Origin of the sequence: Fibrivirga algicola, from assembly GCF_011742925.1 — a bacterium.
GTDB lineage: Bacteria > Bacteroidota > Bacteroidia > Cytophagales > Spirosomataceae > Fibrella > Fibrella algicola.
Map to the genome: position 1 here is coordinate 715,232 of NZ_WAEL01000001.1, position 13,494 is coordinate 728,725.

Genomic DNA, 13,494 nt, shown 5'->3' on the forward strand with positions numbered 1-13,494 from the left:
TACTACCGGATCAGGGTGCTAAATCCAGTAAGTCTAGTTGGTAAGGCTAGCGGTGATTGTTGCCGTTACTGACTGAAAAACCCTGATATTGTTGCAATTATGGTAGACAAACCTATTTTTGGATGACCATTTACGACCTTGTTCGTCTAACTGACTTCCTACACTTAACCAGCTGGGTAGGCTTTCTAATTACCCTCCATTTATGTTCACTAACAAAACCCCCTGGATTGTCCTTCTCCTCTTATGGATGGGCGGCTCGACGTGGTGGCACGTCTGTAAAATCAAGCAACTCTGTGGCGACGATCCTGCTTCTGCTACCACCGTTGCTGCCTCTGGCGTAACTGCTCCTTCGTTGGTAATCGTCGATGCCGACAAGCTGAATCTGAACGTACCCGGAAACTTCAGCTTTGCTAAGTCAGGCGCAGTAGCCAATGCGTCGGCCGTTGGAAAGACGCTTCAGTCGCTGGCCGACTACCTGAAAGCAAATCCCGGTCGACAGCTCGACATAAACGGCTATTACCACGCCGACGAGCAGAATCCGTCGACGTACCCGAACCTGGGCGTTGCCAGAGCCGAGGATAGTAAGGCGCAGTTAGTGAAGCTAGGGGTTCCGGCTGGTCAATTAGCAACAAACGGCGTGCTGGTCGATACAAACAAGGCAAGTGTAATGGCCTACAATGCAGCCGGCGATTCGCTGTATGGCGGTTTAGCATTCGCGTTTAAAGATGCTGCCGCACCAGCAACGGCAGCTACCCCGGCAACAGAAAGCGCCCCTACGGCAATTCCCAAAACCGAAGAAGCACTGGCCGAGTCTCAAAAGTTCACGTCGGTATTTAAACCGATTGACCTGTACTTCAAAATGGGCCAATCGAATTATATCCAAACTGAGTCAACGAAGGCATTTTTTGCCGAAGCAGCAACGTACCTGAAAGCCAACAAAGACAAAAAGTTGGTGCTAACCGGTCATACCGACGATTCGGGGCCTGAAGCCGTAAATCTGGAGCTATCGAAATCTCGGGCGGGCACGGTGAAAAGCCGCCTGAAAAAGTCTGGTATCGATAGCGAACAAATTATGGTCGATGCCAAAGGTGAATCGCAACCTAAAGAGTCGAATGCAACCCAGGCAGGCCGTAAGGCCAATCGTCGTGTCACTGTTGTTGTTCAATAACCGAAACCGCTGAAGCACTATGTTTACCATGAATCCCCTGAATTTGCCCGATGTCCCCCTGCAGCACTGGATTATGCTGCTGGTTGCTGGTACGCTGGGCTTTATTATCGGCTACATTTCCCGCAAGGGCATGATTGCGCAATTGGAAGGCGATCTGGCCAGCACTGAACGCGAATTGGCTGACTGCCAGCGAGTGCCCTCGGCACCGGAAGACCAGGAAGCGTTGATTCTGAACCGGGTACGTGCCCGAGCAAGTGAGCTCGATTTTGCGCGTATTGGCCGGGCCACCATCGCCGAGGCTGATGACCTAAAGGATATTGTTGGCGTTGGCCCATTTCTGGAAAAGAAACTTCATGCCATTGGCATCTTTACGTTCCGGCAGGTAGCTAACCTCACCCGCGAAGACGTAGCCAAAGTGAATGATATCATTGAGTTTTTTCCGGGCCGTATCGAGCGCGACGACTGGGTAGGCCAGTCGGCTGAGTTTGAACGCAAGAAACGTAACGCTTAACCCCTTACACCCATGTTTGGATTAGATCCCTTTAGCCGCTTAGTCGCTAGTGTCGAAATGCTGCTTTTGCTCGCTCTGGCAGCGTTTGTAGGTTGGTTAATCGCCCGCCTTATTTTGAATAGTCGCGTTGGCGCGTTGCAAACGGCCATCGCTGAAAAGGAAGCGGAACTGGAGAATTGCCGCCGGTCTAAAGCAACAGCGCCCCGGCTACAGGCAAACACGATTCGTACTGAAACGATCGTGCCGCCGGTAGTGAGCGAGCCCCTGGTGGTGCCCGCTATGGCGGCCCCAGTACTCGAGGTGCCTGTTGAATTACCACCTGTGCTGGTATCTACGGTAGTGCCGACCGTTGCTGAGGCAACTCAATTAGCTCCTGCGCCAGTCGGTGCATCTGTAGCGCCCGCCATGCCGGTTGCCAACTCAGAAGATGCGGTCCTGACCCGAATTGCGGCAAGAGCCAATGAAATCAACTTCGACCGGATTGGCCGGGCTACCGCCGCCGAGGCCGATGATCTGAAAGATATTGTAGGTGTCGGGCCGTTCTTAGAGCGTAAGCTGCACAGCCTTGGCATCTACACGTTCCGGCAGGTTGGTAATTTCACGAAAGAAGACATCAACAAGGTAAACGAGATCATCGAGTTTTTCCCCGGCCGAATCGAGCGAGATAACTGGGTGAGCCAATCGCAGGCGTTCTATGAGCGGAAGTATGGTGGAAAAGTAGCTGAGTAAGATCCGGTATCGGTGTTGACTTGGGTTATTGGTGTCAGTTTTCGATGCTGATAACCCAATTTTTGTTTAACTGATTTACTTGATTCCGTATACTAGCTAAACAATACAGCGCTGTATGAGACGGCTAACGTTATACCTCCTGGCACTAGGAGGCCCGCCTATCGTTGTTGGTGAAGACTGTATAAAAAATTGAGGATGAGCGGTTTGATGAGCAAAAGGCAGAATGCCAGACTCAGTTTTATCAAACGATGAAAGAATGGGACCGATATGCCTCGGAGGCTGAGACATACGTAAAAACGTACCTGTTGCCTAGGCTGACAACTGAAGCAAAGACAAAGGACTCAACCGCTTTCTGGCTGGATTATGCCAAACTCTGCACTATTGGCTGGTCGTTTATCGCCGGCGTTAAGAACGAAACCCGTCTGCAAGCCATGACTGACTACGTAAAACAGTCCAACCAACTGACCGAAACGGCCAATGCTACGGGTGTCTGCGCCTGTTTACTCTACCAGATGGGTCGAAAGCAGCAAGCTGTTCAATTACAGGAAAAATCGTTGTTGTTGGCTGGCCAAACGGATGCCTCTGAGACAGATGTCCACAAGGACAGACTGAAACGAATGCAGAAGGGAAAAGCGCTTTAACGGAATACCCGTTTGCCCTATTTCTTTCGCGAAGGTGTACTGCTCAGGATCAGCGTTTTACCCGATTTGAGGTAATCACAGTGGGGAGCAAGTACGCATTCACTGCATTTTGGTGTATACCAGGTACAGGTACGTTGCCCATGCCAGTAGAAATGTTTGTGAAAATTGAACAACTCAACGGCATCTGCCGGAAGGGCGGCCAGTAATAAATCGTGCGCTTTGCCGGCGCTCACTTTGGGGCCGATGACCCCAATACGCTGGGTAACCCGGTACACGTGAGTGTCAACGGGCAGTACCGGCTTGTGGAAGGAAAAAAGCAGCAGCAACGTCGATGTCTTTGGCCCGATTCCGGGTAACCGATTCAGCCACTGCATCGCCTCTTCTGTTGACAAATCGGCCAGAAAGTCGATGTTCGCTTCGCCGCGCTCAGCAATCAGCACCGTTAGCAATTGCTGAATGTAAGGCGCCTTTACTTCCGGATAATTGGCTGTTTTAATTGCATCGATCAGATCGGGTAAAGGTGCATCGCGGACGGCCTCCCATGTAGGGAACCGTTCGCGCATCGTGCGGTAAGCGGTCACTTCATTGTCGTGCGTGGTTCGGTGCGACAGAATGGTCCCGACCAGCTCATGCATGGGATCTTTGTAGCCGTAAATGGCCTGAATACCGTACTGGTCGTTGAGCAGCTGATGTGCCAGGAGGGTTTTCTCCACAAGTGTCATACAGGTAAAACCTGCCCAACATAAAAGAGGTCGGTTATTTCTGTTCACTGGCCCAGGCAACGTACCTGCCAGGGCGAGCAGCTAGTTTGGTTAGCTCATGGCTGCCTTACCTGATTTAGCATTAGCAAGTAGTTGATCGGCCAGTTGGGTCATGCCAACGCTGGCTGGTTCGCCAATAAGCGTTAGGTTAGGACGTGGCTTGAGTTCCGGTAGGTTAGGATCAACGACATAAATTGGAACCGTTTTGGGTACAAAGTCGACCAGACCCGCTGCCGGATATACGACCAGCGACGTACCCACTACAATGAATATATCAGCCGTCAGCGCCACATCAATGGCTTCTTCCATCATCGGCACCGATTCACCAAACCAGACGATATGCGGCCGAAGTTGTGATCCTTTTTCGCACTGGTCGCCCAGTTTGATCTCCCAGCCATCAATGTCATAAACCAGCGATTCGTCGATCGAGCTCCGCGACTTGGCTAACTCACCATGCAAGTGTAGCACATGAGTCGATCCGGCTTTTTCATGCAGGCCGTCTACATTCTGCGTAATGATCGTAACATCGTAAAATTCCTCCAATCTGGCCAGCGCGTAGTGTCCGGCATTGGGCATTACTGATAAGGCCTGCTTGCGCCGTTGGTTATAAAAATCCAGTACCAGCAGGCGATCTTTCTGCCAGCCCTGCGGAGTGGCCACATCTTCAATCCGGTGGTTTTCCCAGAGGCCGTTCGAATCGCGGAACGTGGCGATCCCGCTCTCTGCGCTAATGCCTGCGCCCGTTAAGACGACGATTTTCTGACGATTTTCCATAGTAGTAAGATACAACATTCACCGCAGCTTTGGAAGGCCATTCCGGTGAACTTACGGAACTATGGCGATCAGCGATTGCATGGCTATGGCCTTGGCAACGTACCTGACATAAAAAAACAAAGCCCCACCAACAGGCGAGGCTTTGCGCAATGACCACCAGGTGATGGTACTATTTCTTCTTAGCTACTGCTTTTTTAGCCGGGGCTTTGGCGGCTGTTTTAGTTGCCGTTGCCTTCTTGGCCGGGGCTTTCTTCGGCTCGCCTTTTGGATCCTCGCCCGCCAGTTCAAGGCAGCGCTCCAGCGTTAACTCCGCTGGGTCAATATCTTTTGGCAGGCGCACATTCCGCTTGCCAACCGCCAGATAAGGACCATACATGCCGTTAACCACCTTTATTTCGGGACGTTCCGGAAATTCCTTGATGTACTTGTTCGCCTCGGCACTACGCTTCTGCTGGATCAGCTCAATGGCACGTTCCAGTGTAAGCCCAGCCAGTTGTTCGCCTTTAGCCAGCGAGATATACTTGTCTTCGTATTTCACATAAGGGCCAAAGCGACCTTTACCGGTGGTAACAGACTTGCCCTCAAATTCACCAATGGCTTCGCTGGCCGACTCCGTCCGTTTTTGTTGAATCAGTTCGGTAGCCCGCTCTGCCGTGATCGTGTAAGGATCATCTTCTTTACCCAGCGACACATACTTACCGTCATGCTTCACATAGGGGCCGAACTTACCAACGCCGATGGTCATGGCCTGGTCTTCAAAGAAACCAACTTCGCGGGGCAGACCAAACAGGCTCAGCGCATCTTCCAGTGAAATCGATTCGATCAACTGGCCGTCCCGAAGGTTGGCGTATTGTGGCTTTTCCTCATCGGTCGATTCGCCGATCTGTACATAGGCACCGTACTTGCCGAGGCGCGCCGATACCCGCTTGCCGGTTTTAGGGTCGATACCCAGTTCTTTGGCACCAGTTTTAAACGTTACGCCGGCAGCAGCTCCCTGAATGTCTTCGATATTCTTATGGAAATCGCCGTAGAAATCCTGAAGCATGGTTTGCCATTCCAGTTTCCCCCCGGCAATCTCGTCAAACTCCTGCTCCACATTGGCCGTGAATTTATAGTCCACAATGCCAGGGAAATACTCCATCAGGAAGTCGCAGACGACTACGCCGGTGTTAGTCGGGAACAGCTTCGCCTTTTCAGAGCCAAAGGTTTCCTTGCCACTCGTTTCAGTGATTTTCTCACCCTGCAACGTATACTCTAGAAAGGTGCGCTCCTGGCCGGGTTTGTCCTGCTTAGTAACGTACCCACGGTTGATGATCGTCGAAATGGTAGGCGCATACGTCGATGGGCGACCGATACCCATCTCTTCCAGCTTCTTCACCAACGATGCTTCTGCATAGCGGGGCTGGGGGCGGGTAAATTTCTCCGACGCCTTCATCTGGCTCAGGTCAAGCTCCTGCCCAACCGTGAGGGGGGGCAGCATGCCTTTGGCGTCTTCGTCGTCTTCGTCGTCTTTCGATTCCAGATACACTTTCAGGAAGCCGTCGAACTTGATCACCTCACCCTGCGCTACCAATTCCGTCGGGAAGCCTTCGGTCGGCACCCCGGTCGTGCGAATATTGATAGCTACAGTCGTGCGCTCGAGTTGTGCATCGGCCATTTGCGAGGCAATAGCCCGTTTCCAGATCAGTTCGTATAAGCGCTTCTGGTCGCGGTCACCACCGGCGCTATGATCACCGAAATTGGTTGGCCGGATGGCTTCGTGCGCTTCTTGAGCTGATTCGTTTTTGTTTTTGAAATGCCGCTTCTGAATATAACGCTCATCGAAGGCCGACATAATTTCGGCCGTGGCCTTGTCAACTGCTTCCGTTGAGAGGTTCAGTGAGTCGGTACGCATGTACGATATCTTACCCGCTTCGTACAGGTTCTGGGCGATGCGCATGGTACGGTCTACCGAATAGCCAAGTTTACGCGACGCTTCCTGTTGCAGGGTAGACGTTGTAAACGGTGGAGCGGGCGATTTTTTCGCGGGCTTCACGTCCAGACTTTTGATCGTGAAAGTGGCCCCAATACACTGCTCTAAAAAGCTGCGGGCCTCAGCTACCGTGGCGAAGTTCTTCGGCAGTTCGGCATTCAGAATCTTGCCTCCATCGACAATAAACTGGGCTGTTACCTTGAAGCTCGACTTGGCATTGTGTTTATCAATTTCGCGTTCGCGCTCAACCACCAGCCGTAGGGCTACCGATTGCACACGACCTGCCGACAAGCCGGTGCTACCTCCTTTGATCTTCCGCCATAGTACCGGCGAAAGTTCATAACCCACCAGCCGATCGAGCACGCGGCGGGCTTGCTGGGCATTGACCAGGTCAAGGTCAATGGTACGCGGAATCTGGATCGCATTCAGAATTGCGTTCTTGGTAATCTCCCGGAACACGATCCGCTTGGTGTCGGCCTTGAGGCCAAGTGCTTCTTTCAGGTGCCACGAAATGGCTTCCCCCTCGCGGTCATCATCCGTCGCCAGCCATACTTCATCAGCGTCTTTAGCCAGCTTTTTAAGCTCACTAACCAGCTGCTTCTTGTCGGGCGATATCTGGTAATCCGGCGTGAAACCGTTCTTCACATCAACGGCCAGACCGTCTTTAGGCAGGTCGCGAATATGGCCGAAACTAGACCGGACGGTGAAGTCGCGACCGAGGTAGCCTTCAATTGTTTTCGCCTTCGCGGGCGATTCGACAATGACTAAGTTCTTTGACATAAAGTGTCCTGCAGTTGATGATATAGCCCTTTCACGTTGTGTGCCAGATATAGCGGTTCGGGTCAAATATAGACGCAAACCTAGGATATCATGCAAACTGCGTGATGGCCAAAACTAGTTGTAAGGGAGGAGAATGGTCTATCTATTAAACACGTTCGTGCCGTTGAACGTTCGGCCAAATTAACTTATTATTATTTATTATATAGCTAATAATCAATAGGTTATATATGGAGGCGTTGGCCGGTAAATGGTATGGTATAACGCGTTTGCCAGCAGACAGACAGGAAGGAGCAACCGGTTAATTAATGTCTTGAATATTGCCGATAGCGCTGCAAAACAGCGAACGTAAGGTCGTATTCAGAGGCTTGTAGAACGAAGTCGTCGTTAAAATTGCAGTAGTCGCGGAAGGTCTCGATCGTCTCGCCCTGCAAGTCAGTGGCGCGTTGGGTGATGAGTTCGACCCGGTAATTCGCCAGCATCCGCTTACGGTGTTGCTGACTGATAACCGCCGCTTTTCGGCTTGCCTTGGCCTGTTTACTAAACAACTCATATAGCAACGTTACCGGCGACTGGGCCAGGTTAAAAATCTGCTCGCTCGACAGATTCTTACGCGCTTCGGGTTCTCGCAGTAGTTGCTCGAGTTCTTTCCGAACCTCTGCTTCTCGTTTTCCCCGTACCGTCAGAGTCGGTAGGTTGATGACGTCGTCGGAGAGTTGCCGTTTCATGACCAGTTTCGGTTCTTTCGTAACGCCGTCCCACTTCAGACCCGCCCGCCCATGGCTGGGACTGGTAACAATGACCGAATCGCCGGGCTTCACGTCGAGGTAAAAAGCGCCAGTTGTATTTGTACGGCCGATGGCCTGGGTGCGCGGGTTGATGACCGTTGCGTTATTTACTCCTACGCCGTTCTCCTGATCCAGCACCTTACCAATAATAAATCGGGGTGTCTGGGCCTGACATAAAGCGGGCACTAACAGCAGTAGGGTAAAAAACAGGCGCATGGACGGTAGAAACAGGATAGCGCAAAAATAACGGTTTGGCAAGTTATTCCGGTATAACTGCCGCTGGGTACGTCACCTTCCCGAAGGGCAAAATAGCCCAGAATCATCAGTGGAGGCGGATTCAGATCCGGTACGTTAAGAGATTTTAACAGCCATGTCTGTTCGGTCGGGTAGCAGCCGATTCAGGATCAGGGCGAAAAGCATGACCAATAGGCACCCCACCACGTTGAGCCAGAGAAAGGCCATCAGGTCGAACTGGTAGCAACCCACCACGATAGCCTCGGCCAGCACCGCTGCCCAGAAGGTAGCTCGCCCACCAACTGATTTGAGGTAAAAAGCGACACAGAAAATGCCCAGAATGACGCCATAGAACAATGAACCCAACACGTTCACAATCTCGATCATGCTACCCCCAATGAGATTAGCGAATTGCGCGACAATGATGCAGAACACGCCCCAGCCCAGCGTGAGCCAGCGCGACAAGGCTACTTCGCTAAGGGTTTGGCTGGACGCTGGTACAATTCGATTGTACACATCGACCACCGTAGTTGACGACAGGGAACTGTAGGCCGAAGCAATCGACCCCATCGAGGCAATGAACAGCGCCGCAATCAACAAGCCAATGAGGCCGTGGGGGAGATGGTCGAGCACGAACCGTAGAAAGACATAGTTGACATCATTGGTATCGGCGGTAGGGTTGTTGCGCTGAACCAGCGTAGCGACATCCTTACGCAGTTTAGTCAGTTCTCCGTCGCTTTGCCGGATCTGCTCACCGGCTACACTTACGGCCTTGTCATCATTGGCCTGTATGGCCACTTCCAGCTCGGCTACAGCCTCGCGGCGGGTGGCGGTCAGGGCCTGGTGTTTACTGTCAAGCAACTGAAATTCGGCCGCTAATGGTCCTGAGCGGAGCCGGTCGGTTTCCTGCTGGTTGAAAAACAGGGGTGACTCATTGAATTGATAGAAGACAAAAACCAGTACGCCCACCAGCAGAATCAGAAATTGCATGGGTACTTTCAGTAGCCCGTTCATCAGCAGCCCCACCCGGCTTTGCGTGATCGACTGCCCCGTGAGGTAACGCCCCACCTGCGATTGATCAGTGCCGAAATAAGAGAGTTGCAGAAAAAAGCCCCCGATAAGCCCCGACCAAAGGTTATATCGGTTTTGCAGGTCAAACTTGGTGTCGATCAGGTTGAGGCGCCCGGCTTTTCCGGCTACGCGTAGCGCGTCTGTCAGCCCCATACTTTCAGGTAGTAGCCGAACTGTGAGCCAACCCGCCACCACCATCACAACCGTCACAATCAGCATTTGCGTCAGGTGTGTGTGTGAAATAGCTTTGGTACCACCCGTCACCGTATAAATCAGCACCAGCCCGCCCATGATCAGGTTGGTCAGGTAAATATTCCAGCCAAGAATAGTTGACAGAATAATGGCGGGCGCGTAGATCGATAAGCCCGTTGATAGGCCCCGTTGAAGTAGAAAGAGCCCAGCCGTAAGGGAACGTACCCGGCCATCGAAGCGCTTTTCCAGAAATTCGTAGGCTGTATATACGTTGAGTTTGTGAAAGATGGGCACGAAGGTGATAGAGAGCACGATCATGGCCAGGGGCAAACCGAAGTAAAACTGTACGAAGCGCATGCCATCTGCAAACCCCTGTCCCGGTGCAGATAGAAACGTAATGGCACTGGCTTGCGTGGCCATCACCGACAGCCCGACATGATACCACGGCAGTGACTGCCCGGCCCGACTGAAGTCATCAAAATTCTGCTTCCCCCGACTCTGGTACAGGCCGTAGCCGATTAAAATAATTAGTGTACTGCTAAGTACCCACCAATCCAGACTGCTCATGCGAACCAGCGCATTAATCCGTAGAAGAAAGCAATTTCGAGCAGTAAGGCGGTTATAACCACGGCATATGCACGCGGCCAGGAGCCGAACAGGGGTGAATCAGATGAGGCGGGCATAGGAAGAAAGATTGGCGTAAATGTACGCATGAACCAGCAACCGTCAGTTCGGGCGTGTGAACCTGTAACGCATAAATGATGCCACCCCTTATTTTTACCAGTTAGTAGGTACGTTGAGAGTCTGGGTAAATGAATAGGTACGTGGCTTTATACAGGTACGTGGTCAGGAAGCGGTTCTACCCCACCGTTGTCCCGGATCATCGCTAATCAACAAACAAAAATGAGTATAGCTCAAACTGAAAAAGCCCTGTTCGACCTTACCGGTAAGGTCGCTATTATTACCGGTGCCAGCAAAGGCATTGGCGAAGACATTGCCCGCCTGTATGCTCGTTTTGGGGCAAAAGTGGTTGTCAGTAGTCGGAAACAGGATGCCTGCGATGCACTGGCGGCCGATATTAAAGCCACTGGTGGTGAGGCGACCGGCATTGCGGCCCATGTAGGCGACATGGACCAACTGGCACAATTGGTTGAACAGACCATTGCCGTTTATGGTGGAGTCGATATTCTGGTAAACAATGCCGCTTCTAACCCCGTATTTGGCCCCTCGCTGGATGCCGATGGTGGGGCCTTCGACAAGATCATGCAGGCCAACGTAAAGGCTCCGTTCGAATTGAGCAAGCTTTGCTACCCGAGCATGAAAGCGCGTGGTGGTGGAAGCATCATTATGGTCAGCAGCATTGCCGGTCACACGCCCGACCCAGGTCTGGGGCTGTACAGCGTTAGCAAAGCAGCCATGAATATGCTGACGAAGGTGTTGGCAAAGGAATGGGGCCCCGATGGTATTCGGGTGAATGCGATCTGCCCCGGCCTGATCAAAACCAAATTTAGTCAGGCTCTTTGGCAGGACGATAAAACCCTGGCTCACTTTACCAAACGCTTACCTATTGCCCGCATGGGCACCACCGACGAGATTAGCCCGCTGGCTCTTTTCCTGGCCTCGTCTGCTTCGTCGTATTCGACCGGCAGCTTATTCTATGCTGATGGGGGAACGGTCATCTAAATGATTATAACACAGAGTTACACAGAGGTCTACTTTTTAACAAGACAAATGAATGCTGTGTAACTCTGTGCTGTAGTCTATCTTACCCGCTCTATCCTTTCAGGAAACCCATCAACACCGCCACAAATTCGGCAGGCTTTTCGGCTTGCACCCAGTGGCCGGCGTCTTCAATAGTGGCTAGTTGAGCGCTAGGGAACAGGCGCAGGATGCCCGGCCAGTCGCTGTCGAGAATGTAGGGCGATCGCCGTCCACGTATAAATAGAGTCGGTTCAGTAATGGGATGTGGGTGTGTCAATTCTTCGCCGACCCCGTGAATCTCGCGCGTGATGACGGGCAGATTCAATCGCCAGGCGAACTGAGACGTGCCCGGCGCTACTTCTTCCCGATACAAATTCTTGAGTAGAAACTGCCGCACCGTCGGGGATGGCTCATAGGGAGCCAACGCGGCGTCAGCTTCGGCACGAGTGCTTACGTCTTTCAGGTTGATGGCAGCCAGACCCCGCAAAATCTCGCTATGGTGGACCGGATAGAACTTAGGGGCAATGTCGACAACAACGAGGCTGCTAAACGTGCCTGGGTACGTGAATACATACTGCATCATGGTCTTGCCACCCATCGAGTGCCCAACGAGAATAGGCTTGTCAAGTTTAAGATCGGTGATTAGCTCGTGTATATCGGCGGCCATATCGACGTACGAAAACTCATCGCTCCGGGGCGACTGGCCATGATTGCGCTGATCGGGCAGAATAACCCGGTAACCCTGAGCGGCAATGGTCTTACTAATAGTCAGCCAGTTGTCTGACGAACCGAAAATGCCGTGTACAATGAGGAGTGGGGTAGCGGTGGGTTCGCCCACCTCGCGGTAATACAATTTCATGCTATCGGGTAAAATAGCGTCGACACAGAGGCGTAGAGCTGGCTTGTCTCTGAAATAAGCATGCGCTGGATGCCCTGCATCTCCGTGTCGACACCCTAGTTCACATAAACAACTTTTTCTTTCTTCGCCACCAGCGTGCCGAATGACTTCAATGTAAAGCCGTTTTCCTTCGCCATCCGTTCAAACTCGTCGGTGCAATGCGGTTCTACGGCAATCAGCAAGCCGCCCGACGTTTGCGGATCGGCCAGTACGAAGCGCTGGTTGTCGGTAAGGTCGGCAATTTTATGGCCGTAGCTGTCCCAGTTGCGATGTGTACCACCGGGGATGCTGTTTTGGGCCAGGTACGTGTCGATCACGTCGAGAGTGGGTACGTCGTCGAAATTGATTTCGGCGCTGAGTCCGCTGCCTTCAGCCATTTCGGTAAGGTGACCGAGCAGGCCAAAACCGGTAACGTCGGTCAGGGCTTTCACGTAGGGCAAATGCCCCAACACCGCGCCAAACGAATTTAATTGCGCCATTTGACGCGGAGCCAGATCAGCGTGTTCGGGCAACAAGATGCCTTTTTTCTGGGCGGTGGTGAGAATTCCTACGCCCAGCGGCTTGGTCAGGTACAGGTTACAGCCCTCGGTGGCAGTATTGTTCTGTTTTAGGTCGTTGATCCGTACCCGCCCCGTTACGGCCAGCCCGAAGACAGGCTCAGGGCAGTCGATACTATGACCACCCGCCAGCGGGATACCTGCTTCGGCGCAGATAGCACGGCTACCGGCAATGACCTCACCCGCAATCTCGGGCGATAGCTTATCGATCGGCCAGCCAAGAATCGCGATGGCCATGATGGGTTGTCCGCCCATCGCATAGACGTCGCTGATGGCGTTGGCGGAGGCAATTCGTCCGAAATCGAATGCACTATCAACAATGGGCATGAAGAAATCGGTCGTACTGATGATTGCTTCCCCGTTGCCAAGGTCCATAACGGCTGCATCGTCACGAGCGTCGTTGCCAACAAGCAGGGTGGCAAACAGATTAGCGGGTGACGTTGGCCCGCTGGCTTGCCCATGAAGAATTCGGTCGAGGACTTTAGGCGCGATTTTACAGCCGCAACCGGCCCCGTGACTATACTGAGTGAGTTTGATTGGCTCGGTTGGTTCTGAGATAGAAGTCATCGAAAATTGAGGATTAATTAAGTAGACTAACGCTAAATCTTGCCTTAGGGTTGGCTTAACAAAAACATAACATGAGGCTACCAGGCTGACAAACTGGAAAATATGGAGATTTTAAAGAAAAATGCCATTCAATAAGCGAATTATAGCATTTTT

12 protein-coding genes are annotated in these 13,494 nt (G+C 52.3%); 5 read left to right on the forward strand and 7 right to left on the reverse strand.

All coding sequences use genetic code 11. The features are described from left to right. The first annotated feature begins 202 nt into the window (after positions 1–202). The 4 genes from F7231_RS02885 (at position 203) to F7231_RS02900 (ending at position 3,049) form a co-directional block, all read left to right on the forward strand. The gene (locus F7231_RS02885) at positions 203–1,168 is read left to right on the forward strand and encodes an OmpA family protein (protein WP_166690831.1); all 966 of its coding nucleotides are present in this window, start codon (positions 203–205) and stop codon (positions 1,166–1,168) included. A gap of 19 nt (positions 1,169–1,187) precedes the next feature. Beyond that, the gene (locus F7231_RS02890) at positions 1,188–1,679 is read left to right on the forward strand and encodes a helix-hairpin-helix domain-containing protein (protein WP_166690832.1); all 492 of its coding nucleotides are present in this window, start codon (positions 1,188–1,190) and stop codon (positions 1,677–1,679) included. Positions 1,680–1,691: 12 nt separating this feature from the next. Next, positions 1,692–2,408 (forward strand): helix-hairpin-helix domain-containing protein, encoded by a 717-nt coding sequence (locus tag F7231_RS02895; protein WP_166690833.1) that lies wholly within the window; start codon positions 1,692–1,694, stop codon positions 2,406–2,408. A gap of 248 nt (positions 2,409–2,656) precedes the next feature. Next, the gene (locus F7231_RS02900) at positions 2,657–3,049 is read left to right on the forward strand and encodes a hypothetical protein (RefSeq protein WP_166690834.1); all 393 of its coding nucleotides are present in this window, start codon (positions 2,657–2,659) and stop codon (positions 3,047–3,049) included. Positions 3,050–3,066: 17 nt separating this feature from the next. Here F7231_RS02900 and F7231_RS02905 read toward each other — a convergent pair whose 3' ends face one another. The 5 genes from F7231_RS02905 to F7231_RS02925 form a co-directional block, all read right to left on the reverse strand. Continuing rightward, the gene (locus F7231_RS02905; protein ID WP_166690835.1) at positions 3,067–3,771 is read right to left on the reverse strand and encodes an endonuclease III domain-containing protein; all 705 of its coding nucleotides are present in this window, start codon (positions 3,769–3,771) and stop codon (positions 3,067–3,069) included. A 90-nt stretch (positions 3,772–3,861) separates the two neighbouring features. Further along, positions 3,862–4,584: an SIR2 family NAD-dependent protein deacylase gene (locus F7231_RS02910; protein ID WP_166690836.1), complete on the reverse strand. Its 723-nt coding sequence runs from the start codon at positions 4,582–4,584 to the stop codon at positions 3,862–3,864. A 169-nt stretch (positions 4,585–4,753) separates the two neighbouring features. Beyond that, positions 4,754–7,336: a type I DNA topoisomerase gene (gene topA, locus F7231_RS02915; protein WP_166690837.1), complete on the reverse strand. Its 2,583-nt coding sequence runs from the start codon at positions 7,334–7,336 to the stop codon at positions 4,754–4,756. A gap of 302 nt (positions 7,337–7,638) precedes the next feature. Further along, positions 7,639–8,337, reverse strand: a complete 699-nt coding sequence (locus F7231_RS02920; protein WP_166690838.1) for a hypothetical protein — start codon at positions 8,335–8,337, stop codon at positions 7,639–7,641. 135 nt (positions 8,338–8,472) lie between these two features. After that, positions 8,473–10,185 carry a sodium:solute symporter family protein gene (locus tag F7231_RS02925; RefSeq protein WP_166690839.1) on the reverse strand — a complete coding sequence of 571 codons (1,713 nt, stop codon included), beginning with the start codon at positions 10,183–10,185 and terminating at the stop codon, positions 8,473–8,475. A gap of 336 nt (positions 10,186–10,521) precedes the next feature. Between F7231_RS02925 and F7231_RS02930 the strand changes: the two genes are divergently transcribed. After that, complete coding sequence (locus F7231_RS02930; protein WP_166690840.1) at positions 10,522–11,301, forward strand: glucose 1-dehydrogenase; 780 nt, start codon at positions 10,522–10,524, stop codon at positions 11,299–11,301. A 91-nt stretch (positions 11,302–11,392) separates the two neighbouring features. On the opposite strand, the gene F7231_RS02935 is transcribed toward F7231_RS02930, so the two are convergent. Further along, the gene (locus tag F7231_RS02935) at positions 11,393–12,178 is read right to left on the reverse strand and encodes an alpha/beta fold hydrolase (RefSeq protein WP_085414773.1); all 786 of its coding nucleotides are present in this window, start codon (positions 12,176–12,178) and stop codon (positions 11,393–11,395) included. A gap of 95 nt (positions 12,179–12,273) precedes the next feature. Then, complete coding sequence (gene selD / locus F7231_RS02940; RefSeq protein ID WP_085414772.1) at positions 12,274–13,341, reverse strand: selenide, water dikinase SelD; 1,068 nt, start codon at positions 13,339–13,341, stop codon at positions 12,274–12,276. Between the last annotated feature and the right edge of the window lie 153 nt (positions 13,342–13,494).

Coding starts and splice junctions, on each gene's coding strand:
- F7231_RS02905 (WP_166690835.1), bottom strand. CDS start 3,771: ATGACACTTGTGGAGAAAACCCTCCTGGCACATCAGCTGCTCAACGAC.
- F7231_RS02925 (WP_166690839.1), bottom strand. CDS start 10,185: ATGAGCAGTCTGGATTGGTGGGTACTTAGCAGTACACTAATTATTTTA.
- selD (WP_085414772.1), bottom strand. CDS start 13,341: ATGACTTCTATCTCAGAACCAACCGAGCCAATCAAACTCACTCAGTAT.
- F7231_RS02900 (WP_166690834.1), top strand. CDS start 2,657: ATGAAAGAATGGGACCGATATGCCTCGGAGGCTGAGACATACGTAAAA.
- F7231_RS02930 (WP_166690840.1), top strand. CDS start 10,522: ATGAGTATAGCTCAAACTGAAAAAGCCCTGTTCGACCTTACCGGTAAG.
- topA (WP_166690837.1), bottom strand. CDS start 7,336: ATGTCAAAGAACTTAGTCATTGTCGAATCGCCCGCGAAGGCGAAAACA.
- F7231_RS02935 (WP_085414773.1), bottom strand. CDS start 12,178: ATGAAATTGTATTACCGCGAGGTGGGCGAACCCACCGCTACCCCACTC.
- F7231_RS02885 (WP_166690831.1), top strand. CDS start 203: ATGTTCACTAACAAAACCCCCTGGATTGTCCTTCTCCTCTTATGGATG.
- F7231_RS02910 (WP_166690836.1), bottom strand. CDS start 4,584: ATGGAAAATCGTCAGAAAATCGTCGTCTTAACGGGCGCAGGCATTAGC.
- F7231_RS02890 (WP_166690832.1), top strand. CDS start 1,188: ATGTTTACCATGAATCCCCTGAATTTGCCCGATGTCCCCCTGCAGCAC.
- F7231_RS02895 (WP_166690833.1), top strand. CDS start 1,692: ATGTTTGGATTAGATCCCTTTAGCCGCTTAGTCGCTAGTGTCGAAATG.
- F7231_RS02920 (WP_166690838.1), bottom strand. CDS start 8,337: ATGCGCCTGTTTTTTACCCTACTGCTGTTAGTGCCCGCTTTATGTCAG.